This is a genomic window from Coraliomargarita sinensis (assembly GCF_003185655.1).
In the GTDB taxonomy this organism is placed as follows: Bacteria; Verrucomicrobiota; Verrucomicrobiia; order Opitutales; family Coraliomargaritaceae; genus Coraliomargarita_B; species Coraliomargarita_B sinensis.
In genome coordinates, this window is the sequence record NZ_QHJQ01000001.1 from 87908 (window position 1) to 111956 (window position 24049).

Annotated in this window: 26 protein-coding genes; 12 read left to right on the forward strand and 14 right to left on the reverse strand. The window is 58.3% G+C overall.

The window, feature by feature from the left end:
- Position 1 precedes the first annotated feature (1 nt).
- Positions 2-262 carry a Sec-independent protein translocase subunit TatA/TatB gene (locus DDZ13_RS00370; RefSeq protein WP_233246042.1) on the reverse strand — a complete coding sequence of 87 codons (261 nt, stop codon included), beginning with the start codon at positions 260-262 and terminating at the stop codon, positions 2-4.
- A gap of 46 nt (positions 263-308) precedes the next feature.
- The gene (locus DDZ13_RS15390; RefSeq protein ID WP_158279708.1) at positions 309-476 is read right to left on the reverse strand and encodes a hypothetical protein; all 168 of its coding nucleotides are present in this window, start codon (positions 474-476) and stop codon (positions 309-311) included.
- Between the two features lie 3 nt (positions 477-479).
- Between DDZ13_RS15390 and DDZ13_RS00375 the strand changes: the two genes are divergently transcribed.
- The gene (locus DDZ13_RS00375; RefSeq protein WP_110129436.1) at positions 480-1727 is read left to right on the forward strand and encodes a hypothetical protein; all 1248 of its coding nucleotides are present in this window, start codon (positions 480-482) and stop codon (positions 1725-1727) included.
- Positions 1728-1753: 26 nt separating this feature from the next.
- Here DDZ13_RS00375 and DDZ13_RS00380 read toward each other — a convergent pair whose 3' ends face one another.
- Positions 1754-2767 carry a DUF3500 domain-containing protein gene (locus DDZ13_RS00380; RefSeq protein WP_158279709.1) on the reverse strand — a complete coding sequence of 338 codons (1014 nt, stop codon included), beginning with the start codon at positions 2765-2767 and terminating at the stop codon, positions 1754-1756.
- 335 nt (positions 2768-3102) lie between these two features.
- On the opposite strand from DDZ13_RS00380, the gene DDZ13_RS00385 reads away from it, so the two are divergent.
- The gene (locus DDZ13_RS00385) at positions 3103-4365 is read left to right on the forward strand and encodes a DNA polymerase Y family protein (protein ID WP_110129438.1); all 1263 of its coding nucleotides are present in this window, start codon (positions 3103-3105) and stop codon (positions 4363-4365) included.
- 90 nt (positions 4366-4455) lie between these two features.
- Positions 4456-5136: a DUF429 domain-containing protein gene (locus DDZ13_RS00390; RefSeq protein WP_110129439.1), complete on the forward strand. Its 681-nt coding sequence runs from the start codon at positions 4456-4458 to the stop codon at positions 5134-5136.
- Between the two features lie 64 nt (positions 5137-5200).
- Here DDZ13_RS00390 and DDZ13_RS00395 read toward each other — a convergent pair whose 3' ends face one another.
- On the reverse strand, positions 5201-6016 hold the full coding sequence (locus DDZ13_RS00395) for a PEP-CTERM sorting domain-containing protein (protein ID WP_110129440.1): 816 nt from the start codon (positions 6014-6016) through the stop codon (positions 5201-5203).
- 85 nt (positions 6017-6101) lie between these two features.
- Here DDZ13_RS00395 and DDZ13_RS00400 point away from each other — a divergent pair, with 85 nt between their 5' ends.
- Positions 6102-7169 (forward strand): substrate-binding domain-containing protein, encoded by a 1068-nt coding sequence (locus DDZ13_RS00400; RefSeq protein ID WP_110129441.1) that lies wholly within the window; start codon positions 6102-6104, stop codon positions 7167-7169.
- On the opposite strand, the gene DDZ13_RS00405 is transcribed toward DDZ13_RS00400, so the two are convergent.
- From DDZ13_RS00405 to DDZ13_RS00430, 6 genes are all read right to left on the reverse strand, one after another.
- The gene (locus tag DDZ13_RS00405) at positions 7166-7579 is read right to left on the reverse strand and encodes a hypothetical protein (protein WP_110129442.1); all 414 of its coding nucleotides are present in this window, start codon (positions 7577-7579) and stop codon (positions 7166-7168) included. The two genes, DDZ13_RS00400 and DDZ13_RS00405, sit on opposite strands and share 4 nt — an antisense overlap.
- On the reverse strand, positions 7579-8331 hold the full coding sequence (locus DDZ13_RS00410; protein WP_110129443.1) for a lysophospholipid acyltransferase family protein: 753 nt from the start codon (positions 8329-8331) through the stop codon (positions 7579-7581). The genes DDZ13_RS00405 and DDZ13_RS00410 overlap by 1 nt, the downstream gene beginning before the upstream one ends.
- A 16-nt stretch (positions 8332-8347) precedes the next feature.
- Positions 8348-9052: a response regulator transcription factor gene (locus DDZ13_RS00415; RefSeq protein ID WP_110129444.1), complete on the reverse strand. Its 705-nt coding sequence runs from the start codon at positions 9050-9052 to the stop codon at positions 8348-8350.
- Positions 9053-9184: 132 nt separating this feature from the next.
- Positions 9185-11110, reverse strand: coding sequence for a sensor histidine kinase (locus tag DDZ13_RS00420; protein ID WP_110129445.1), 1926 nt, complete (start codon positions 11108-11110; stop codon positions 9185-9187).
- 64 nt (positions 11111-11174) lie between these two features.
- Entirely contained in the window at positions 11175-11768 is a 594-nt protein-coding gene (locus DDZ13_RS00425) for a rhodanese-like domain-containing protein (protein WP_158279710.1), read from the reverse strand.
- Between the two features lie 123 nt (positions 11769-11891).
- The gene (locus DDZ13_RS00430; protein ID WP_110129447.1) at positions 11892-13238 is read right to left on the reverse strand and encodes a vWA domain-containing protein; all 1347 of its coding nucleotides are present in this window, start codon (positions 13236-13238) and stop codon (positions 11892-11894) included.
- Between the two features lie 473 nt (positions 13239-13711).
- Between DDZ13_RS00430 and DDZ13_RS00440 the strand changes: the two genes are divergently transcribed.
- Positions 13712-15253, forward strand: a complete 1542-nt coding sequence (locus tag DDZ13_RS00440; RefSeq protein WP_110129449.1) for a glycine--tRNA ligase — start codon at positions 13712-13714, stop codon at positions 15251-15253.
- A gap of 12 nt (positions 15254-15265) precedes the next feature.
- Here the strand turns inward: DDZ13_RS00440 and DDZ13_RS00445 are convergent, their stop codons facing one another.
- Positions 15266-15553, reverse strand: a complete 288-nt coding sequence (locus DDZ13_RS00445; RefSeq protein WP_110129450.1) for a hypothetical protein — start codon at positions 15551-15553, stop codon at positions 15266-15268.
- 90 nt (positions 15554-15643) lie between these two features.
- Complete coding sequence (locus tag DDZ13_RS00450; RefSeq protein ID WP_233246043.1) at positions 15644-16492, reverse strand: tRNA threonylcarbamoyladenosine dehydratase; 849 nt, start codon at positions 16490-16492, stop codon at positions 15644-15646.
- Between the two features lie 146 nt (positions 16493-16638).
- Here DDZ13_RS00450 and DDZ13_RS00455 point away from each other — a divergent pair, with 146 nt between their 5' ends.
- The 7 genes from DDZ13_RS00455 to DDZ13_RS00485 all read left to right on the forward strand — a co-directional run bounded on the left by DDZ13_RS00455 (position 16639) and on the right by DDZ13_RS00485 (position 20985).
- Entirely contained in the window at positions 16639-17397 is a 759-nt protein-coding gene (locus DDZ13_RS00455; RefSeq protein ID WP_110129452.1) for a Nif3-like dinuclear metal center hexameric protein, read from the forward strand.
- A 181-nt stretch (positions 17398-17578) separates the two neighbouring features.
- Positions 17579-18127, forward strand: coding sequence for a DUF4136 domain-containing protein (locus tag DDZ13_RS00460; protein ID WP_110129453.1), 549 nt, complete (start codon positions 17579-17581; stop codon positions 18125-18127).
- A 192-nt stretch (positions 18128-18319) separates the two neighbouring features.
- Complete coding sequence (locus tag DDZ13_RS00465) at positions 18320-18619, forward strand: Dabb family protein (protein WP_110129454.1); 300 nt, start codon at positions 18320-18322, stop codon at positions 18617-18619.
- A gap of 147 nt (positions 18620-18766) precedes the next feature.
- Positions 18767-19357, forward strand: a complete 591-nt coding sequence (gene pnuC / locus DDZ13_RS00470; RefSeq protein WP_110129455.1) for a nicotinamide riboside transporter PnuC — start codon at positions 18767-18769, stop codon at positions 19355-19357.
- 9 nt (positions 19358-19366) lie between these two features.
- On the forward strand, positions 19367-19774 hold the full coding sequence (locus tag DDZ13_RS00475) for a hypothetical protein (RefSeq protein WP_110129456.1): 408 nt from the start codon (positions 19367-19369) through the stop codon (positions 19772-19774).
- The gene (locus tag DDZ13_RS00480; RefSeq protein ID WP_110129457.1) at positions 19771-20289 is read left to right on the forward strand and encodes an AAA family ATPase; all 519 of its coding nucleotides are present in this window, start codon (positions 19771-19773) and stop codon (positions 20287-20289) included. The genes DDZ13_RS00475 and DDZ13_RS00480 overlap by 4 nt, the downstream gene beginning before the upstream one ends.
- 72 nt (positions 20290-20361) lie before the next feature.
- Positions 20362-20985, forward strand: coding sequence for a hypothetical protein (locus DDZ13_RS00485; RefSeq protein WP_146209182.1), 624 nt, complete (start codon positions 20362-20364; stop codon positions 20983-20985).
- Positions 20986-21169: 184 nt separating this feature from the next.
- Here the strand turns inward: DDZ13_RS00485 and DDZ13_RS00490 are convergent, their stop codons facing one another.
- Together DDZ13_RS00490 and purB are read right to left on the reverse strand one after the other, a co-directional pair.
- Entirely contained in the window at positions 21170-22432 is a 1263-nt protein-coding gene (locus DDZ13_RS00490) for a 6-phosphofructokinase (RefSeq protein ID WP_110129459.1), read from the reverse strand.
- Positions 22433-22495: 63 nt separating this feature from the next.
- Complete coding sequence (gene purB / locus DDZ13_RS00495; RefSeq protein ID WP_110129460.1) at positions 22496-23920, reverse strand: adenylosuccinate lyase; 1425 nt, start codon at positions 23918-23920, stop codon at positions 22496-22498.
- Positions 23921-24049 lie beyond the last annotated feature (129 nt).

The following is a 24049-nucleotide window of genomic DNA, read 5'->3' on the forward strand; positions in this document are numbered from 1 at the left end:
TTTAAGCTGACTCGCCGACTCTGGCTTTCTCGGGAATCGACTGCTTACGCTCTGGCTCCGCCTCGGCGCTCTCCATGGCTGACCGGACATCTTTTTCGATGTCGTCCTTGGCGCGTTTGAACTCACCGATCGATTTCCCGACCGAGCGCATGAGCTCAGGCAAGCGTTTTGCTCCGAAGAAAAGAAGAATGACCGCCAGGATCATGACGATCTCAGGAGCATTCATATTCTGAATAAAAGAGAGTGGCGTGCTTGGTATCATAAGTTTTGTGACCGGAGTTTTCTTTATTTGTTGCAAAGTCTATTTCTCATGACGGCGAACGCAAGGTCCATCCTCGGAGTGCCTCGCCCGGCGCTAATAAAATCAATTTTGCCGTCAACCATTGCTTCGGCATCTCCGTGATCACTCCGCCTGCTCCCTCCGGATTCTTTGCCTTCGCTTCGTTGACAGTCAGCCCTTTTCCTGATGATTCCATGAAATGGCATGGTGTATTGCAGACTCGATTGTAAAAGGCGAAATCGACAACCGCACCCGCGACCGGGTGACGGGGAAGATCTGGATCCTCGGCAGCGACGAGCCGGTCGAACTGGAGTTGACCGGAAACCCGCATCGTGACCTTGCCGGGCAATACCTGCGTTTCGTCAACCCGAAGCCGAAACCTTTACCTGAATCCATGCAGGACGGTTTCGCTGTGGAACAGACCGGCGTGGTCGGCGACATGACCGCTGCCCGCAAGGTCAAGATCCTCGACATCCCGGACGGCGAGCTTGAGCACTACTACAGAAACAAGATCCCCATGCCCTACCACTGGGGGAATTGTCTCTATCTGGAATGGCACAGCGCCCGAAACGGGCGGGTCGTGATTGAAGCCACCGACTACGAACTGACGGTCGAACCGGAAGCCGCCTGGCGCATGTCGAAGGACGAGGAACAATCCCAGCACGAGGCGAATGCCCATGCCATGACCGACTTTATGGATACCATACTGGAGGCTGCTACAGACGGAGAGGCCCGTACGAGCGATGAGGATGACGACGCTCCCCAGAGCCAGGCCGAAGCAGAAGCGGATGCCGAGGCCGCACGGATGGATTTACTGAACGACCGCATCCAAGCGCGCTTGGAAAAAGACCCGGAGGCTAATATCGATGATTATCGGCGGATTCTGGAGGAGGAACGCGAGCGCCTCCGCCGGGAGCGCAACGAACCAGACCCTGAGCCACTGAGCCCGGAGGAAGAAGCCGCTCGAATAGAAGCGATGCATGATGCGATGGCGAGAACACTGGCCGAAGAAGACGATCTCGACTGCGAGACACATCCACTGGTCGAACAGTGTGAGGAACTTGCCATGACAACCAGCGACGAAATCGAATTAAACGAATGGCTTCCGGAAAACGCCCACGGGGAGCACCCCTTGCATGAACTCATGCACGGACTCTGGTCTGCTGGAGCCAAGTTGGCCGGAGGCCTTAACGGCGATCCCGGCGACTGGCCCCCCGAGCCCCTGTTTGCAGGCGACGCTCTCGTCCGCCTGAAAAAAGCACGGGGCTACCTCGCCGACGCACAGGCTGCATTACAAGCGGTCGAAACCGAAAAATTAATCGATCACCCAGAATGGATTGGCTCTCTAAAAAAGGGGTTGCTCGCCATCCACCGCGAAACCCAGGGCTACATCGACGAACTACGCGATGTGCTCCGGGACGACGACGAGAACGAACTCCCTTTTTAAAGCTGGGCTTGTATCAAAGCAGCCCCTTAATGCTCGGCCTCGAGGTGATGCTCCAGCGCATCGTAGCCGAAGTCATTCTCAAAATCCCGCCAAACCGTGTGCGAGTGATTGGCTCCGTTCTGAACGTTGGCATATTCCATGACAAAGGTCGGCCCGTGGATGCGATAGTACACCGGCTCGCCGCGCGCTGCCCCACCGCTCCAGAAAAAGTGAATCTTGCCGACACCGGCCTCCCGGATCTTTTGCAGGTCATCCTCCGAGAAGGGCTCCCGGTAGCGGCCCACATATTCCTCGATCAATTGCATCAGCGCGCCCTGCTGCGCCTCGGTCATGCCTGCAGCCGGTAGGCCCTGAAACGCCATCGGGGCGACGCGCTCCCGGGCACCGGTCAAGATCTCCCTGGGCATTTTCTCGCCGATAGCCAGTTTTCGCTGCCCGGCGTCGAACGATTTCAGGAGAGCCAGGCCCCGATCGAACTCTCCGGCCAGAGGGCGTGCGCCGTCGGCAGTCTCATCGGGATTGGCCCCGAAAAAGGAAGGGGTCACATAAACATGCGAACCGTCCACGACGGTCAGGTTGATGGAGAGATGGTGCCCCTCGAAACTGGCACCCCAGTCGCCCCCCTGCGACGGTTCGCCAAAGAAGACGGCAAAGTATTTCTTCGGGTCGCGCGAATCGGAACGATTCGATTGCTCCCAGAGAATGGCTTCCGCCCCGATCACCCCCTTGACCTTGGCTGTGCCGCTCTCGCTCAGCACGGCCCCGAGAAAGGCCCAATAGGCCGTCTGCTGCGCCTCGGTCATCTCTCCCAGCGAAAGCCCCTTACGATTCCACTTCGGGAAAAAGTGCCAATCGAAACGCGCCGTATCTGAAAAAGGCAAGAGCGCCGGCTCTCTCTGCCCCGCATCCAGTTTCGATAAAAACGCCTGCGCTGAAGAGGCCAGCGCCTTCGCCGCCGCTTCTTCTGGCTGATGCGCAGGATGGCTTTGCAGCGACCCCAGCAGGAAAACCGGGCTCAAAAAGAGAATAGCAAGTTTCATATTCATATGAGGGCAAAAAGAGACCTCCATTTTTACCGGTCGCGACAAAGATAAGAAAGTTCCCTGAAACCACCGAAAGACAGGGTGGTGGCAAAACAATCACAGGCAAAATAATTCCATGAAAGGAGCGCAGACATTCCCGGCCTCGCCCCAGGAATGAGCCTTTCCTGACTTCACCCGAATCGGCCAAGCCAAAAAAAAAGTTCACCAGACGTATTTTCCAGTTTGAAATAGTGAACATATTTATACTTAACAACTCCAATACCTCCCACTCCACCTTCCCACCTGTTTCCATCACGCCGTAGTCTCGCAGGGCGAAGGCGGACCACCTCCTTATGTCTCTCCGCTACATTTTCCTCGATTTCGACAGCTTCTTCGCCTCCGTGGAGCAGCAGATGCGCCCGGAGCTGCGGGGCAAACCCGTCGGCGTGGTTCCGTCACTAGGTGTTGACACTACTTGCTGTATCGCTGCCAGCTACGAGGCCAAGGCCTACGGCGTGAAGACCGGTACAGGGGTCCGCGAGGCCCGGGCCCTCTGCCCCGGCATACAACTGATCGAGGCGAACCATACCCGCTATGTCAAAATTCACGAGCGACTGAAAGAGTTGATCCATTCGGTGATTTACGTCGAGGAAGTCCTCTCCATCGACGAGATGTATGGCCGCCTGCCGCCTCATTGGCAGCACCCTGAAGTGGCCCAAGATAAAGCCTGTGAAGTTAAGTCACTTATCGGTGATAAAATTGGCCCTCAAGTGACGGTTTCCATCGGCCTGGCCCCGAACCGCTTCATTGCCAAGCTGGCGAGCAAGCTGAACAAGCCCAACGGACTGGTCTGCGTGGACTTCAAAGACCTGCCACTCGCGCTCTACCCCATGGAGCTCTCGGACATCACCGGGATTGGCCCGCGGATGCTGCGCCGCCTCCGCAGCGCCCGCATTCTCAACATGGGGGACCTTTACGCCGCCAGCCGCCGCAAGCTGCACCGCATTTGGGGCTCGGTGGAAGGCGACCGCATGTGGTATGCGCTCCGCGGGATTGATCTACCCCCGGTGGAAACGAAAAAAAGCACCATTGGCCACTCCCATGTACTTCCACCAGCCCTGCGCACCTTCCACGGCGGCCACGCTACCCTCCACCGCATGTTGCAAAAGGCCTGCCGACGCCTGCGGGCCGAGGGCTACTTTACCGGCTGCCTCATCGTGCAGGTCAAATTCGGCTTCGACCTGCGCTGGGCTGCGGAGACCCACTGCTTCCCCACCCAGGACAGCGTCGCGCTCGGCCAGTTGCTGGATGCACTCTGGGCCGACCGCCCGGATGACGTGCCGAGCCCGACCAAGGTGGGCGTCACTTTTACGAAACTCATCCACCACAAAAACCATACCGTCTCCCTCTTTCCCGAGGACAACGACCTGCGACGCATGCAGTTGCAGCACGCCATGGACGCGATCAACAGGACACATGGCGGCCGTACCCTTTACTACGCCAACTCCATGGAGGCCCAGAAGGATTACGGTGCCGCCCCCATGCGCATCGCCTTCACCCACATCCCGAATCTCGACATGGAAGACGATACTCCGGAGCGCGGGATGGAGCAATGATGCCCCGAGCCTCGGAGCCTGGACATTCTTGTCCTGAACTATTCAGGGTGACCGGTGGACAGGAATGTCCACGCTCCTTTATTATGTTTTATGCCTCGACAAACACATACTGCCGTCGGCATTGACGGCTGCCGGGGCGGCTGGATTGCCGCCGTCGGCTCCCCAGACGGCCAAATTACCTGGCAGCTCGAGCGGAAAATTGCCGATATCCTGGAGACGCTTCCCCCTGAGAGCACCATCCTCGTCGACATGATCCTCGGCTTGCCCGACCGCCAGAATCCGATTCGTGAGTGCGACCGACTGGCCCGCCAGCTGCTCCGCCCTCACGGCTCGCGGGTCTTCCCCGCCCCACCGCGCGAAGCCCTGGCCGCCGAAAGCTATCCGGAAGCCTGTGCGCGGGCCCGCACCGCCACCGGCAAGGCCATCTCCAAACAGTGCTGGCATCTCTTTCCAAAGATTCGGGAGCTCGACGCGATTGCCGACCCGCGGGTCCGGGAATCGCACCCGGAGCTGGTTTTTTACCGACTCAACACGGAAACCATCGTCGCGGACTCCAAGAAAACCCCGAGCGGTCGGACGCAGCGACTCGACTTGCTGGAAAACACCCTGCCGGGCAGTCGCGAAGCCTATGGCCGCGCCCTCACGGATTTTCCCCGAAAGGAAGTCGCCCGCGACGACCTAATCGATGCGCTCGCGCTTTGCGCGGCGGCGACAAAACCTCAAGACCTGCAAATGATCGGGGGCCAGAGAAACCCGTCAATTTGGTATTGAGCCAAAAAAACGCCCGACCGCCAAAACCGGTCGAGCGTCTCGAGTAAAATGATTTCAGCGTATCTTAGCTGCGGCGGCGGAGCATCACCCATGTCAGACCGAACATACCAGCAAGCAAAGCGAACGAGCTGGGCTCGGGGACGGCCTCGAAGGCGCCTCCCATGACGAGCTTAGTGTTGGTGTTAGACGTGGGTGCGAAATAATCACCAGCTGCTGAAACAACTTGGTACTGCTGCAAACCTTGATAGCTATTTGAACTCCAGTCGTAGTTCGTAAGCCAAGCGTCGGTGCCATTTGGAGTAAGGGATTGATTATTGCGGATAGCCTCCTGCACCACAAAACCTGAGGACGTGTTTACTGTTACAGTGGCGGCACTATCGGGATTTCCAAATGCCGTATCTTGCACACCCGTCTTTAGGCCATCGACAGCGTATAAACCAACTCCGAAATCAGTGATCTGGTTTGATAAATAGTCTGCTTCGCTCATTTCGAGACGAAGTATCCCGTCGGACGCGACACCATCGAGATACCAAATACCACCAGTGCTGAGATTGAAATCAGAGACAGTGAGAGCCTCGGTTAATCCAGCCCCATTGTAAGTGATAACGTCAAAAGGAGCACCTCCACGATCACCACCCCCCACAATGTCTGTTTCAGTCTTTGTGCCGTAGGATAATATCAGCTTGCTACCAGTTGCCGAAAAGCCAGTCGTATCAATCTCAAAGCCGTATTTACCACCCCCAAAATTCTGGATGCTTATGTTGTCTGTTCCATCTCCATCACCTATATCAATACCATGGAATGAGAAGGTGTCTTGGACTAATACTTGTCCGAAAGAGACATTGGCGATCAGGGAAATCGTTAGAAGAACTTTTTTCATATAAATTAGAGTGAGCCCAATATTTTGTTAGAGCAAGCACTTCTCCCTTTCCAGACCATTACCTTTTAGGGTAAGGTAGTGAAACATGCAGTCCTTTCACCCAAAAAATGTAGCCGAGCAGGTGGCCGAACACCTGCGCTCCGAGATCGCGAGCCGACGGCTCTTCGGCGAAATGCCGGGCATTCACCAACTGGCGGCGAAGCTAAGCGTCAACCACAAGACCGTGAAAACCGCGCTCGGCACTCTGGAGAAAGAAGGCTTGCTCGTTCCGCAGGGGCCGGGCAAGCGGCGCAAGATCGAAAACAGCCCGCGCGGCAAGCCGCGTGGCATGCGCATCGTCATCCTCCTCTATGAGCCAAGCGACCGGGAGGTTCATTACCTCAATCGACTCGAACACGAACTGCAGGCTGCAAAGCACGATTGCTTTTTCGCCGAGCGGACGCTGACCGACCTCAAGATGGATGTCACACGGGTCGCCGCTTATGTCGCCGAAACGGAGGCCGACGCCTGGGTTGTCGTGGCTGGCTCGCAGCCGATACTCCAGTGGTTTGCCGCGCAGGACTTTCCGGCCTTTGCACTCTTCGGCCGGAGTATGGAGGTTTCGATCGCAAAAACCGGCCCGAAGAAGGCACCCGCTCAGACGAAGTTGATCCGGCAGCTCTACGAGTTGGGCCACCGCAGAATTGTCCTCTTGAGCCGTGAGGAACGCCGAAAGCCGGAACCCGGTTTTCTGGAGAAATTATTCCTAAACGAGCTTGAATCACTGGGTATCCGGACGGGATCCTACAATCTCCCCGACTGGCCGGAAAGGCCGGGCGGCTTACAGGAAACGCTCGATCACATTTTTCGTCACACACCACCGACTGCGATTCTCATTCCGACGGCTCCGCTTTTCTTCGCACTCTTCCAATATGCCGCCCGTAAGGGGATAAAAATCCCCGAGGATCTGTCCGTCGTTTGTATGGACCCCGATCCGGCTTATCAATGGTGCCAACCACAGATTTCGCATATCACCTATGACAGCCAACCCTGGATCCGGCGGATTGTCCGCTGGGCCAACCACGCTGCCAGCGGGAGAGAAGACCGGAGGGGAATCTTCTATCCGGGAAAACTTGTGGAGGGAGGCACCATCGGCCCGGCCAAAGGTCTTTAATTTATCCCGTAAAGCCCCTTCACCGAGTCCCGGGAGAGCACGATTATCGTGAGCACGCCAAGCACGGTGCCGAAGGGCATGAAGGTGCAGGCGAGGCAAGCGAGCACGAAGGAGAACCAGTAGTGCTTGCGCTGCCGGAGGAAACGTCCGGAGACGACGACCGAGATGGATACCGCCTGCCCGAGGAGGAAGGCGCCCAATCCGATGAGGAAGAAGAGCCAGCCGAACCAACCGGCCGGCGGCGCTTCGCCGCCTTCGGCCAGAGCCTGTTGCATGCCTTCAATTCCGAGAATCACCGACAGACCAATAAAGGTGTGGATCAGGGGGATACAGGCAAAGAGGATCATGAAGCCGCCCACCACATAGTGGGCGATCGCCAGTCCGCGGAGATGTGATTCGTCTTCGTTCATCAATCCTGAGTGATGGTGTTCATCTGCTCTTTGAGTAAGTCGGCCAACTGCCGGGGATCCTCCCCCAGCTCGGCGGGCCTTTCAATCACTTTGATTTGTACCTCGACCCGACTGAAGGGCACCGGCAGGTAAAAGCGGTCCCAGCTCTTAAGTCGCCAGGCCCGGCTGAAGTTGAGCGAGAACATGACAAAAGGCGCCCCGGTTTTCAGCGCGACCGCAATCGCGCCGGGCTTGAGATCGTACATCGGCCCGCGTGACCCGTCCGGGGTGACCGCAATGTCATAGCCCTCCCGGTGGGCCGCCAGCATCTCACGCACCGCCTGTGGCCCGCGCTTGTAGTGGGAGCCCCGGATGGGAAACATGCCGAGCTTGCCCACAAAAGCCGCCAGCCAGGCACCGTCGCCGCTGGCACTTATCAGGGTGGCGAGCCGACGTTTGCCAAAGTTGCGACGAAAAAACTCCGGGGCGGCAAAGAGCCGGTTGTGCCAGAGGATCACCACCGAGGGTGGCAGAGGCCTGTCGATCACGGCCTGCACCTCCGGGCCCCAGTGAAAGCGCAGACTGCGCGACCATAGCCCCATCAAAAAAGCGAGCAGGGACAGCAGCACACGCTGGTGCCATTTCAACTCGGCGTAGGGCCTGGACTGGTTGACGGGATCGGACATGGATGCTGCCAAGATGAGGGAATGCGCCGCCTTGGCAATGCCGCGATTGGCTTTGATCGAAGCGGCACTGCGGACGCATGGGAGCATGCGTCTCTACCCTGCCTCAGCCGAGTGGGCAGTAGCGATAGCCGTAGCCGTGCACGGTCAGGATGTAAACCGGCTTCGCCGGGTCCGGCTCGATCTTGTGGCGAAGCTGGGAAACGTGTTGGTCGAGCGTCCGGGTCGTGCCCTGATAGTCGATGCCCCAGGCCGCGTTCAACAGATCATCGCGGCTCAACGCGCGGTCGGCGTTCTCCACAAAGGCGATGAGTAGCTTGTACTCCAGCTGAGTCAGGGGAAGTTCAGTGCCGCCCTTCACCAGCTGGCGACGGGCCCGGTCGAGTTCGACATCGCCGAAGCGGACAGGGCTCTCGCCCGCCGGAGCCGCGTTCAACGCGGAGGAACGGCGAAGGGCGGCACTGACCCGGGCGAGCAGCTCGCGCACCCCGAAGGGCTTGGTGATGTAATCGTCCGCGCCCAGTTCGAGGCCGAGCACTTTATCAATCTCCTCGCTCTTCGCACTGAGCATGAGGATGGGCAGCGCTTCGTTCTCTTTGCGAATGGCGCGGCAAACATCGTAACCGCTCAACTTCGGCATCATGATGTCGAGGATCGCAAGGTCCGGCGATTCGTCGTGAAAACGGGCCAGTGCCTGTTCCCCGTCCTCCGAAACCGTCACGCGATAGCCCTCGCCCTCCAAAATATCGACGAGCCCGATGCGTATACTGGCGTCGTCTTCCGCGATGAGAATATGTTTCGGGTCGGCCATAGGGATACGTGTCGATTAAAATAAATCGGAGCAAATTCCGTCTGTAGAAGCGACACTCTTGTCGCTTACGGTTGTGGGGAAAGCGACAGTAGTGTCGCTTCTACTTGAATTATCGCGGTCAGTCATCGTATTTTACCGAGGCACCTTGAGAACAAAGGAGCAACCAGTCGGCCTGTTCTCTTCCAGCGTCAGCTTACCGCCCATTTCCCGGGCCAGCCGGGCGGCAATACTCAGCCCGAGTCCGCAGCCCGGCCGCTCCGAGGTCAGCCGGTCGTCCGAACGATGAAACGCGTCGAAAACCTGTTTGCGCTCGGCGGCGGGGATGCCGGGGCCGAAGTCGCTCACACGCAGCTGCCAACCGCCGTTGCCGCCACGGAGAGCCACCTCTGCCCGCTCTCCGGACGCGGCGTACTTGGCGGCGTTGTCGAGCAGGTTGAGCAGGATCTGTTCGAGTGCGTCGCCATCCACCTGTGCGCGCAGCGGCGAATCCGGCGCTTGGTAGTCGACCGACAAGCCCTCGGCGAGCAGGCGCTCACGCTGGCTCTCGATCATCTCGCCCAGCGCCGCGCCGAGATCCCGCAACTCGTAGCGGGCCCCGCGCTGCCCCCGGTCGAGGCGGCTGAAGTCGAGCACGTTGTTGACCAGACGGGTCAACCGCTGGGTTTCGTTGAGCATCCGCTGTAAATATTCCCGTTGCTTGGCCTCATCCTTGACGCGCCCGTCGTGCAACATGTCGGCGAAGAGCCGGATACTGGTGAGAGGCGTCTTCAGCTCATGCGAGACGTTGGCCACAAAGCTTGTCTTCTGCTGGGCATCCCGAGCATCGCGGCGGGCCTGCCAAATCAGGACTGCCGACCCGATGAGAATGGCCAAACTGAGACCGGCGATAAAGAGGCCGCCCACGAAACGAAAGCTGCTGCCGAAGGTGTTGGCCCCGTTTGCCCGGTAGGTTTCGATTCGCCACTTGGGCAAGGCGCTGCCGACCGCCAGACTGAGCTCAGGTGCGGCTGACTGACTGCCGGCAAATTTCGGCGAATAATCTCCTGCCACCGTGCGACCCCCGGCATCAACCAGGCGAAAGCGCAAGCCGTCCTGTTGCGAGAGACTGATCGCCTTGGAAAGCTCGGCGAGCACGGCTTCACGGTCCAGCCAGGCACCGATGTAATCGCGGCTCTCCGGCAGGCCGACCCAGGCCATCCACTGTTCCCGGCCCTCCATTGAGAAATCCACCCAACCGCGACGCACCGAGGCCTCCGGGACCAGCGGCGCCTCCTTGTCGGTTTGCCTTTTCTTTTTGTCCGCCTGGGCGCGCACCGCGCCGAGCTCGGACTTGCTCATGACTCCCTCCGTTGGTTCTCCGGCGGCCTCCTCCGACGGGCTGAGGGCACCCGACACGCTGTTCAGTCCAAAACGGTTGTCGACGTTGACCTTGCGCACCGCCTCCCGCTGCTGCTTCAGCGCAACATTCTGCGTCACCAGTTTCTGCTGGCTTGCGTCGCCCTGCGCTTCATCGGCAAAGGCATCCGTGCGCTCCGCGGCCGGGGCCACAGGCGCGCTGGCGTAAGCGTAGGCATCGCTCGGCGCTTTCGAATTGGCAAGCCGCGGCGTGGCGGCGGGGGCCTCTTCTTCGGGTGGCACGGAGGCAAACTCGGGCAGGCTCCAGGGGTAAACGACACCACCGGATTCGGTCTTCCCACGGACCGACCCCGGCGCGGGCAGTTCGCCGCGTTCCCCCAGCCAGACCGTCACCGCATCCGCCCCCCGAAAATAATAACCCACAGCCACGTAGGGATTGCCCTCGACCATTTCCGCCAGGGCGATCCTTGCATCCGGGAGCTCCCGAACCGCGAGCAGCCCGTCGACCACCCCGGTGCGCACTTCCTCCATGAGAAGGTCGATGCTGTCTGCCACGCTCGCCGTCCGGTTGGCCAGCGTCCCGGCTGCCAGCGACTCCACCCGGTCGGCTTCGCGCCCGAGCAGCCACCAGGCGCAAGCCGCCATCGAGACCGTCGCTCCGAAAAGGAGCCACCAGGCAAACATGACGGGGCGGACGCGCATTCCTCAAGAGTTAGCGATAGCGGGTGAATTGAGAAGCTAGAAATAGCGGTCGCGCTTCATTGCCTCAGCGCAGGGTTTGCCGCAAGTCCGGCTGAGAAGTGGATGGAACGGTACTGCCTTCGAAGCTGATGCGCGGATCGTTCACATTCACAAGTTCGTTCAGCTCGTAGACGTTCCGGTAGCCGTAGCCGTACAGGTTGATGTAGGTCGGGATGTTCAGTGCCATCATGAGCGGCTTTTTCTGGACGGCGAACTCGCGGCCCAAGCCACCCTCAGCCGGTGAAGCGGGCACGAACACCTTGGTCGCCAGATCCGTCTGGTTGCCCTCAAAGTTGTTGTTGCAGTAGATCAGGATTTTCGTGTCAGAGGACGGGATCACTCTGGCGAGATTTTCCTGGGTGTAATCCGCAAAGGCCAAATGCCGTGCCCCTTTGAGGTGCAAGCGCCCGTAGCGGAATGCGGACCGGGAATCCAGGATGATCACATCCGGATCTTTGCTCATTTCGAGAAAGGTATTCAGATCGATAAGACGGCTCTCGCGGTGACTCTCAACCGCCGCGACGAGCGATTTGTAATCGTCAAAACTGACTTTCGCCTTTGTCTCCAGCCCGAGAGCCATATTGGCCGAAAGAGCGACCAGAAGGATAATGTATTTCATAAAAATGTCTTTCATTTTGATGATGATCTGGATGAAGAAGAACGGTAGCGCAGGCCCGCACGGTCATTTGTGATGCACGGCCAGTCACCTGCGCGACCGGGTTTCCTCTTCTTCAAATCGAGATTACTTCACGGACTGCTGGTTCTTGAGTTGATAGCTGTCCGAGCGGTAAGACTTGCGCTTGGCGTTGGACAAGCCTTGCCGCTCAACCTGTTCGGCTTCCTCCTCAATTTCGGCGGCCGGTGCGGCGACCACCTCATCCCCGAGGAATCCATAGTCGGCGGAGATCTTACCGACCACCCCGCGAAGGCTGCTGGCCGCCATCTCGCGATCGCCGGCGTCCGCGTGGGCGATGGCCTCTTCTTTCGCTTCCGCGATACGGTTGTCGACAACGTTCCGGGCGATGTCCTTTCGGGCCGCGGCCACAACTTTTTCGACTTCGCCGGTGTAGGTAATCGGCACGGAGACTTGCTGCGTCCGTGCGATTTTCTCGCCGACCGGAAGATAGTTCACCTCGACTTCAATCAGGTCCTCCACCGCCCCGACGCGACCCTCGGGCGCCCGGACCTCCAGCAGGGCGAGTTTATCGAGTCCGCTGTAGACCTGGGGCATCCGGAAACGGGCCACCTTCTCCCCGATCTCCGCCTCGCGGCCGACGCTCTTGATGATCCGGGCGCCCCCACGTGCGCGAACGATGATTTCGATGTCCGTCGCGGCAACATTGAGGGCGTCACCCAGCTCGCCGGCAAAGATGCGGGGCAAATCGTCCGCGTTTTCCACGAAGTAGGTATTCCCCTGCCCGGCTTCGGCCAGTGTTGTCATGATATCTTCGTTGAAGCCCAGGCCGAGCCCGACGGTGCTGATGACCATGTCCTCGCCGGCGAGAGCACGGCCGAGCGCGCGGAAATCAGCGACTTTCGACGGGCCCCGATTGGCCAGCCCGTCGGAGAGCAGGATCATCCGGCTGATGTAGCCAGCGTCCTCGTAGCGGCGCAGCTCGGCAGCGGCCTGATTGAGCCCGGCGTAGATCGCGGTATTCCCGCGGGAGGTGACCCCGCGAATCCTGCGTTTAATCTCGGCGATGTTCTCGCGGGTGGCGAACTGACTGGGGGCGAGGGTATCGACCTCGTGATCATAGATAATGACAGAGACCCGGTCGCGCGGTCCGAGACTGCCGACGGCCACCTCGGCGGCCTGAATGGCCTCTTCGATCTTTTGTCCGCTCATGGATCCCGACCGGTCCAGAACAAGGCTGAGGTTGACGGGTGGCCGCTCCCGGTCCGAGTGGACGATCTCGGGACGAATCTTGATTTGGACGACCACATCCTCCGTCTGGTTGGCCGGCACGACCGGACGGTCGAGCGCGGCATCCACGTGAAGGATTTCGGTATAGCCCTTGGCACTCGCCATGGCGGTCAGGCCACAGGCGAATGCGAGGCTGAAGAGAACTCTTTTGATGAATGTTTTCATTAATTTCCTTGGTTGGTGATCATGCGTGATTGCAGCCGTAGAATACCAAGTCGCGCGCCGGAAGTCGTCATCCCCGCGTAAAATGATTGTCAGGATTTTGTCATGGATGGGGCACCATTTCCGTAGGGGTGCTGCTTTGCGGCACCCGCGAGCGTTGTGTGGCGGTAAGGCTTGAGATGGGGCTGTCGAACGCTAGGGACTTCCCGAGGAAAGCCCCTAGCTATGCCTGCGCCATTCCACTTGACCCACTACAACCAAGGTTTAACACCTCTTGACTTCCTTCGCTCTTTCAAACCTCCCACCCGCCTTCGCACCTTTCACCTTCCCACCTTCGCACCTTTCCACCTTCGCACCTTTCCACCTTCGCACCTTTCCACCTTCGCACCTTTCCACCTTCGCACCTTTCCACCTTCGTACCTTTCCACCTTCGTACCTTTCACCTTCGTACCTTTCACCTTTAACCTTCCCACCCAATGACAGCTCCCACCGCATCCAACGATAGCCTCATGGAAGAACTCGTCGGCCTGTGCAAGCGCCGCGGCTTCATCTTTCCCTCCTCCGAAATCTATGGGGGCTATAACGGCTTTTACGACTACGGCCCGCTCGGGGTGGAACTGCGCAACAACATCAAGAACGCCTGGTGGCGTGACTTCGTGCAACGCCGCGACGACGTGGTCGGGTTGGACTCCAGTATCATCATGCACCCGAGGATCTGGAAGGCCTCCGGTCACGTGGACGGCTTCTCCGATCCGATGGTGGATTGCAAGGAAAGCAAGCGACGCTATCGCGCCGACCAACTGTTTTCCGCGCCCGTAGTGCTTGACGGAGAGCCCTGCGGCTACATCGCCTATGTCGAAGGCGCCGACGAAGCCAGCATCATCAAGCAGGCAAAGAAACTGCGCGACTTGCTCGACAGGAAACAGTCGAAACTGGACGAAGCACAACTCCTGAACAGCGCGACGGAATTTACCGAAGTCGATGAGGTCGTCCGAGAGAAGACTCTCGGCCCGGACGCCGCCAAGATCGGGACCCTGACCGCGCCGCGTGAATTTAAACTGATGTTCGAGACCAAGGTGGGCCCGCTGGCGGACGACTCCGCCGTGGCCTACCTTCGCCCGGAAACCGCCCAGGGCATCTTTGCCAACTACAAGAACGTGGTCGATACCGGCCGCGTCAAAATCCCCTTCGGGATCGCCCAGATCGGCAAGGCCTTCCGCAACGAGATCACCCCGCGCAATTTCATCTTCCGCTCCCGCGAGTTCGAACAGATGGAGATCGAGTATTTCATCGCGCCCGAGGCCGACTGGAAGCAGCTCCACCGCGAGTGGCTCGACCTGTGCATCGACTGGCTGGTCTCGATCGGCCTGCCCCGCGAGTCCATCACCGAAGACGTCCACCCCCAGGAGAAACTCGCTTTCTACTCCCAGGCCACCACCGACCTCATGTTCCATTTCCCACACGGCGAGCAGGAACTCTGGGGAATTGCCTGCCGGTCCGACTACGATCTCAAGCAACACCAGGAGCACTCCGGTAAGAGCATGGAGATTTTCGACGAGGCCAGCAAAAGCAAGTTTGTCCCGCACGTGATCGAGCCCTCGCTCGGCGTGGACCGGACCCTGCTGGCGGTGCTCACCGCCGCCTACTGCGAGGACGAAGTGCCCAATGACAAAGGCAAGGTCGAGACACGTACCCTGCTGAAATTCAGCCCACGCGTGGCCCCCTACAAGGCGGCCGTATTCCCGCTGCTCAAGAACAAGCCCGAGCTGGTCGAGCGTGCGGAGGCCCTTTATAAAAAGCTACAGCGCCGCTGGAATGTCTTCTACGATGCCTCCGGTGCCATCGGCCGCCGCTACCGCCGTCAGGACGAGATCGGCACCCCGTTTGGCATCACCATCGACTTCGATACGATTGAAAAGGACGGTACTGTCACCCTGCGCGACCGGGATACCTGCGAGCAGCGCCGCGTCAGCGAAGACGAACTGATCGACTTCCTCGAAGAACAGATCGAAGGGTAAAGGAATCGCGCCCTACTCTCCGACAGCTTTTACTCCGGGCTCGAAGAGTGAGAGATCGTCTTCGTAAACTTTCAGCCGTTCGACGACTTCAGCTTTTCGCGAGGGGCTGGCCGTCAGGTAGAGCTCGGTGCCTTCCTCGCTCTCCAGGCCCATCCAGAGTTTAACACTGTTGTAGTGTGGAAGAAGCCAGCCGAGCGCCTCGTGCATTTCACTCCCGTCGGTGGGTAGTTCGTAAAAGTCCGCGGTGCTGTCACTGTGTGACCAGGAGACTGATGGCGGATTGTCGAGTAAGGCAGGCACGGTAAGAGATCTAGAGCTTGGCAGAAGCCTGACAAGCTCTCAGAGATCTCCCCGCGTAATTCAATCTTTTTTCACGCGGATCAGGGTAAATCATTCAGAAAGTGCGATCCGTTTGACCACCTCCGCAGCGAGGAAAAACCCTACCGCCCCGGTAACGAAAGTCGCCGAGCCAAAACCGGCATCGCAATTCAACCGGTAGTCGGTACCCGGCTCCCGCTCGCAGGCCACCGAACCATCGGCTTGGGGATAGACCGGCAGTTCGTCGGAATAGACACAGTCGACCTTAAACTTCTGGCGGGAAAGTCTGGGGAAGCCGTATTCGCGGCGGAGCTTTTTGCGCACCTGCAGGAGCAGCGGGTCGTTAATGGTGCGGGAAAGGTCCTGAATCCTGATCCGCGCGGGATCAATACATCCGCCGGCCCCGCCGCAGGTGATGAGCTTGAGCCCGCGTTTGCGCGCCTCGGCAATAAGCAGGCATTTGTGCTTGGTCGCGTCGATGGCGTCGACGATGTAGTCGTATTGCGGGGCCAACAGGCGATCCATCGTCTTCTCGGTGAAAAAGACCTCCTCGCAAGTCACCTCGCACTCGGGCGCGATGTGCTTCACGCGTTCGGCCAGGGCCGAAGCCTTGGTCCGGCCGATCGTGCCGTCCATGGCATGAATCTGACGGTTCACATTACTCAGGCAGACCTCGTCCATATCGACGAGCGTCAGCGAGCCGATCCCCGAACGGGCCAGGGCCTCCACCACCCAGGAGCCGACACCGCCGAGCCCGACCACGCAGACGTGACCCTCACGAAGGCGCGCCAAGCCATCGACTCCGTAAAGTCGGCCAATCGCACTAAAACGTGTTTCGTAATCGGGCATGCCGTTGTTGGGTGGTTGAGTCGTGAGTGGTTGAGTCGTGAGTGGTTGAGTCGTGAGTGGTTGAGTCGTCATACTCCTTTAGGACTTAGGGAAAAGATATAAAACCTGAACGTTGCTCCATTTTAAACGCAGATTCATTAACGCCCATTCACGGTTCAACTCATTTTTAACTTAAATTTCCTCTTCACTCTCACCGCATCCGCTCCCACCCTTTCTCTATGGCCAAACTGACTGATATAGTAGAATTCTGCGACCAGCGTGTACGCAAGTCGGAGATCAAGGACTTCGACGGAGCCTGCAACGGCTTACAGGTGGAGAACATTGGCGAGGTGACGAAGATCGGTGCCGCCGTCGATGCCGGACAGCGGCCCTTCGAAGCCGCGATAGCCGCGAAGATTGATTTTCTCATCTGCCACCACGGAATGTTCTGGTCGCCCCCGGTGCCGCTCACCGGAATTCGCTACGAAAAGGTGAAGACGGCAATCGATGGCAACCTGGCGGTTTATGGCGCCCACCTGCCGCTCGACTGCCATGCCGAAATCGGGAACAATGCACTTCTCGCGAAAGAACTCGGCTTGGAGCGCCTCGGCTCTTTCCTCGCTTACGAGGGCAATGACATGGCAACCATTGCGAGCGGGCCCGCAAACGGGCGCGCGGAACTCTCCGAAAAATTAAAGGCGCTCTTCCCCGACACGTATCAGGGAATTGAATACGGAAGCGAGAAGCCCGAGCGCATTGGCATTCTTACCGGTAGCGGTCAGAGTGCGGTGCCCCACCTCAAAGCCAACGGCCTGGACACTCTGATCACGGGAGAACTGCGCCAGCATCATTTCAATATGGCTCAGGAACTTGGGCTTAACCTCTACCCCTGCGGACATTATGCGACGGAGGTTTTCGGGGTAAAGGCACTGGCCGCCGAAGTGGCGGAGAAGTTCGGGCTCGAATGGGAGTTTATCGAACAGCCTTGTCTGCTCTGATGCGCTTTTGAGGCAGATCCGGAGGTCAGCGTTCCCGGGAGGCTTTCTCGGAACTTTGACAATCATTCGCCAGTCCGTCGTGAAAACAGGCGAGACGCCTGTTCTACATCAAGCGGCCCACATCGATCCGCGGATTAACATGCGGCGTTGCCAATTCCGGGAAATCCGCTAGTGATCAGCTATGAAAACATTTGTTCTGCCCGCATTTCTGCTCGTGCTCGCTGTTCTCCCCGGCTGCATCAGCCCGACCAGTTACGACTACGAACAGGCGGCGCTGGAGGAGATGTCGAACTACAAAACGTTCACGATTGATAGCCGGGAGACGCGCAGCAATTATCAGGATGTTGTCCTCAGCCCGATCGTGGATCGCCGTATCGAGCGTGCCATCCAGAGGGAATTAACCGCCAAGGGCTTCGAGTCCGTTTCCGCGAACCCGGATTTTCGGGTGACCTTCAATACGGTCACAAAAACACGGACCGAAATTAACGATTTTGGTCCGCCGCCGTTCCGCCGACATCCTTACTACGGCTACTCCGGCCGGCACCTCGACATCGATGAATACGAAGAGGGCACCTTCCTGATCAACATCGTGGACCGTGCGAGCAAGCAGCTGGTTTGGCGCGGGGCTTACGTCAAGCGACTCGGCTGGAGCGCCCCGGATGAAGCCGAAGTGCAAAAAATCGTCAGTTCCATCCTCGCAGGATTCCCTCCTGAGCAGCCCGGGGGCTGAAATACTTCGGCCACACCCCGCCTGCTGCCGGGCGCTCAGGGTTTAATGGTGGGGCAGTACATTCCTGTACTGATTGTAAGGCCTGCTGCGTGAAGCACAGGCGGACAAGAATGTCCGCCCTCCGACAACGCCACTCCGGCCGACTCACTTTTTACCTTCACACTTTCACACCTTTATACATTCATATCTGCCATGCTTGTTCACACTGTATTATTCTGGCTCAAAGAAGACCTCGATGAGGCGCAAAAAGCGGATTTCCGCAAAGGCGTTGAAAGCCTGCAAAAGATCGACAGTGCGGAGGCGGTTTACGTCGGCACGGCCTCTGCCACGCCGGACCGCCCGGTGATCGACAGTAGTTATGATATCTGCCTAACCGTTATCCTTAAGGACATCCCCTCGCACGACGCCTATCAGGCCGACCCGATTCACCAGGAGTTCATTGGCAAATACAAAGACTTCTGGGAAACGGTAAAAATCTACGACGCGGATTAATGAAGGAGGTCGCTCTGCTGTGCCGCTTGCCGGGCGCCTGTTGCGATCGTGCCCCGAAGATGACACACCAAACCTTTTTGGTGGGCGTCCGACCAACCGGCACTCCACGAAGTCAGGCATGAACGCTTCATTTTAGCCTCTCCTCTAATGCTCGACCAGTTCTTCAATCAACTTGCCGAGACCTCACCGGTCGAGTGGCTGGCGATGGTTGTCGGCATAAGCGGTGTCTGGCTGAGTATCAAAGAAAAGATCGCTGCCTGGCCCTGTTTCATTACCTGCTACAGCTGCTACGTCTATATCAGCTACGACTACGGCTTGCACGCGTTCATGGGAATGAACATCGCCTTCATCGCGATTTCCCTCTATGGCTTTTGGAAATGGGCACGGAACAAGGAAGGGGCCGAGGACCGACTCCCCATCACCCACACAAAGAAAGCACACTGCCCGCTGGTCGGACTCTTCCTGCTGCTTGGCACCCTCGGCATCGGCTGGTGGCTCGGATCGGGGAGAGAGGCCAACCTGCCATATCTGGATGCTTTTGCCACCTGTTGTGGCTTCGTGGCGCAATGGATGCTGAGCCGCAAACATATCGAAACCTGGTTCTTCTGGATCCTGTCCGATTTGGTTTATCTGGGTATTTTCATTCAGGGACCCTCCTGGCCCAGCGTTATTCTGTTCAGCGTGTTCATCATTCTGGCCGTTAAAGGCTGGAAAGAGTGGAAACCTCTGATTCCTTAAGGGGGCAAGATGAGTAAGACTTTCAAGTGGACGATACCGGAAGTCGGGCTTTCCCGGGCGGAGCAAGAAGAGCATCGAAGTTACAAGCCCGCGAATCGAAGCATACACACTAATCAGGCAACTCCACTCAGAAAGTCGGAATTAAAATTCCTGAAAGAGTGGGGTGTGAAGCGACAACTCGGCCGGAAGGCCTACTACCAAAAACTGCTGCTGCGCTCTTGCCTGGCGGTGAGTCTTTTCACCGGCTTTTTCCTTTTATTTAAAGTCCTCGGAGTAATCGATGATGGAACAACCATCTACACGACCGGGACTATGTTGGCCCTGGGAGTGAACATCGCACCGGCGATCCACTCATGGAAGAACAATGAACAACGCTACGAAAAGCTTTTGGAGCGCCTGGAAGAGACAAAACAATGATACGAGTCGTTATAACGGGTGCGGAATGCACCGGAAAAACCACCCTGGCCACGGCACTCTCCGGCTATTACGGGAAACCGTGGACCCCTGAATACGTCAGGCAATATGTGGATACCATCTCCCGCGAACTAGAACGCAGCGATCTTGAACCGATTGCCGAGGGGCAGATTGCCGTAGAAGACCATGCACTGGAACTGACGAACGAGCTTGTTCTCCACGACACGAACCTGCTTTCCTCCATCCTCTACGCGAATCATTATTTCGGTGAGCAAATCGATTGGGTGAACGAACATTTCTTGAGTCGCGACTATACGCTCTACCTGCTCTGTTCGCCCGAAGGGATCGCATGGCAACCCGATCCGGGACAACGCGACAGCCCGGAGGCCCGCGCCGAGCTGCATAGAAAGTTCAAGGAGAGCCTGAAGACGCTGGACCTTCCTTACCTCGAACTCAGTGGCACCGAAGAGGCCCGTTTCGGCGAAGCGGTCCTGGCGATCGATAAATTGCTCAAATAACAGAGGGCCCGTAGGCAAAAATTTGCTTCAATTAAGTTGTCTTGCCGGGCCGATCCTGCACAGCTTATGACCATGCAAGTCCACGCCCGTATCTCCAAAGAATGGCGCCGCCGCATGTTGTTCATGTTCGCTATGCTGTTCGGTTGCGCTCTCTGGTTCCTCACTGACGGCTACATTATCTGGCCGAAGGAAGCGGAACGCTACGAAGCCTACGCCGAGATTCGGGACGAGATGCTCGATTCCGGGAAAGCGGAGAACGAAGAGAGCGAGGAATTGCGCATCGCCTGGAAGCGCTATGCCCGCGAGGCCGATGTGAGTGAAAAAATCCCGAAAGAGCGGACACCCGAAGCCATTCAGGAGCAGCTTGTGATCGGCTGGTTTTTGATCGCCGTTTCGCTTACCTTTGGGGGCTGGGTGGTGTGGAACCACCGTCTCAGCATTCGAGCCGAGGGCAACACCGTGATCGGAGCGTCCGGCCAGGAAGTTGACCTCGACTCGATCATCGCGACCGACCGAAAAAAGTGGAAGAACAAGGGAATCGCCTACGCTATCTACGAAGAAGGGGGCAAGCAGAAGCGGCTCTGCCTGGACGACCACAAGTTTGCCGGTGCAGAAGAGATCCTTCTTGAAGCCGAACGCCGGATCAAGGCAAGAGCCGGAGAGAGCGAACCGGCGAGCGAGAACGACGCCACGTAGGGGCTTCCCTCGTGGAAGCCCGCGAACGCTCGGCAAACACCGCGCAAGTTCCGGCACAGCCCGCCAGCCTCACGGGTGCCGCACAGCTGCCCCCTACAAAAAAAGCCCCGCCGGACGAACCGACGGGACTTTGAAATCTGTTGAACAGGGCTGATTTTCGGCCTCTGTCTTCCGGCCTCTGAACTTACTCGAAGCTGTGCGCGCCGAGTTTACGCTCGATCTTTTCCGCGCGAAGCGAGACGAGATTCGGCACGCCGTTTTCGTAAGGCACCTGCACCTCACCCTCGATGAGTGGCAGCGCATACTTGTAGAAGTTGTAGTTCATGCTGACGCCGTCTTCGTTGATCCAGCTCTCGGGCAGTTTCTTCACGCCGTTGGCGATCTCGGAAAGCGGAGCGAGTCCGGTTTCGCAAGTGTAACCGTCGCTTTCACCGCGGAGCAGCGTGACCATCTTGTCGGACTCACCGTCGATCGCGGCTTTGACTGCGGCTTGGCCGGCCATGAAGGCCTCGTCGTTGTCGGCCTGCGAGGAGCAGTGCACGGCGGCGCGTTGGGCCATACCGAGCTTCACGGAGCGAGCTTTCACCTGAAGCCCCTCTTCCACGAGTCCGCGGAGATATTCACCTGCGCCGCCCAGTTGGGAGTGGCCGAAGGCATCCGCACCGGCGCTGTCGGTGGAAACGTAGTTTCCGTCGGCATCGACAAGACCCTCGCCGACCACGACGACGCAGTATTTCTCCTTCTGAAGAACGTGCTGCACATCGGAAATAAACTTCTCCTGCGAGAAGGCCACTTCGGGCAGATAGATGAGGTGCGGGGCGGCATTGGGCTCATCACGGCGCTTGGCCAGTGCGGCCCCGGCAGCGATCCAGCCGGCGCTTCGGCCCATCACTTCGATGATTTGAACGAGGTCGTGCTGCCCCATGGCGGCGTTATCCGCGGCGATTTCCTTGACCGTGGTGGCAATGTATTTGATCACGCTGCCGTAGCCGGGCGTGTGGTCTGTCGTGACGAGGTCGTTGTCGATCGTCTTGGGAATACCGATGACGCGGAGATCGTAGCCGCGCTCCTGAGCGAGCTTGGCAATTTTATCCGCGGTATCCTGGGAGTCGTTCCCGCCAGCATAGAAGAAATAACGGATGTTGTGGGCCTCAAAGACCTGAAGCACGCGGTCGAAATCCGACTGCTTCTTAAGCTTGTAGCGGCAGGTGCCGAGTGCGGCGCCGGGCGTGTAGCGCAGGCCGCGGATATTTTGCTGGGACTCAGCGGCGAGATCGATGATTTGCTCGTTGAGGATACCGAGCACACCGTTGAGGCCTCCATAGATTTCTTCGATGCACTCGTGGTTGAGCGCTTCGGTCACGACACCGGCGAGGCTGGCATTGATGACTGATGTAGGGCCGCCGGACTGAGCGACGAGACAGTTTCCTTCAAGTTGTTCTGACATAATCTATTGGTGTTAAAAAGATGGTGGTGTTTGTGTGTCGTTTGCTCTTTCCGAACGCAATACTTAAAGAATTGCCCCGGGCTCGTAGCTGCTGGCAGCGGGGAAGCTTTGCACTTCCTCACGGACCGCTTCGCAAAATTGTGCAACCTGTGTTGCCGCCATTCCGGTCTTGGCCTGGGCATCGGCCACGACGGCGGCCAGTTTCTCTGCGGTTAAGCCCAGGCGCTGGTCAGCGGCCAGGCGGTCCACCAGGTCGTTGTGCATAATCACACCGGAGCGAAGGTCGCGGACAGTGGCCACGGCGTGCTCCTTGATCGCCTCGTGGGCTTCTTCACGGCCGGCACCGGCTTTGACGGCCTCCATCAGCACCGTGGTGGTACTGAGGAACGGGCCGTAGCGCTGGTTTTCCTGATCGATCACCGCCGGATAGACCTCCATCTGGTTCAGGATGGTGATAAACGTATCCAGCAGACCATCGATCGCATAAAAGCTGTCGGGCAAAAAGACGCGACGCACGACGGAGCAGGAGACATCGCCCTCGTTCCACTGGTCGCCGGAAAGTTCGCTGGCCATGGTGAGGTAGCCCTTGAGAATCGCGGCAAACCCGTTGAGGCGCTCACAGCTACGGCTGTTCATCTTGTGCGGCATCGCGGAGGAGCCGACCTGCCCCTTCGCAAAACCTTCGCTGGCCAATTCGTGACCGGCCATAATGCGCAATGTCTTGGCAAAGCTGGACGGACCGGAGGCGAGACGGACAAAGACGGAAACCACTTCGAAATCCAAGCCGCGGGGATAGACCTGCCCGACATTCTCAAGGGATGCCCCCACTCCGAGGTGATCGAGAATGCGGCTTTCGAGTTGGTCGACCTTTTCCAGATCGCCATCAAACAGGGTGAGCAGGTCCATTTGAGTCCCAACCGGACCCTTCAGGCCGCGCACCGGGTAGTTATTGACGATACGGTCCAACTCGCGGGCGGCGCAGAGCAAGTCCTCCCCGAACATAGCCAGCCGCTTGCCGAAGGTGGTCGGTTGGGCCGGCACGTTGTGTGTGCGGGCGGTGATGACCAAGTCCTTCCATTGCTCGGCCCGGTCCGCCAGTTTGACCAGCGCCGCCAGGGTTTTCGTGCGGAGAATTTCCAGACCGCGCAGAATCTGCAGCTGCTCGACGTTTTCGGTGAGGTCGCGGCTGGTCAGGCCCTTGTGAATGTGCTCGTAGCCGGCAAGATCACAAAATTCTTCGATCCGGGCCTTCACATCATGCCGGGTGACGGCCTCGCGTTTGTTGATCGACTCAAGGTTGATCTGCCCTTTGACACGCTCGTAGGCCTCGACCGCCTCAGCGGGGATGTTCAGCCCGAGATCCTTCTGGGCACGCAACACGGCAATCCAGTAATCGCGTTCAAGAGCGACCCGACCTTCGGCGCTCCAGACTCCCCGCATTGCGCCGGAGGCATAACGTGTGGCTAATATATTTGGCGTGCTTTCCATGGTGTTTGAAATTGAGAAAAGGTGGGAAAATACACCTCTGCCCCTTTCAGGCCATAAAAAACCGCAAAAATGAAATTTGACCATTTGGTCCCTTATTTGCTGCATATAGGGTCATATGAATCTGAGCGA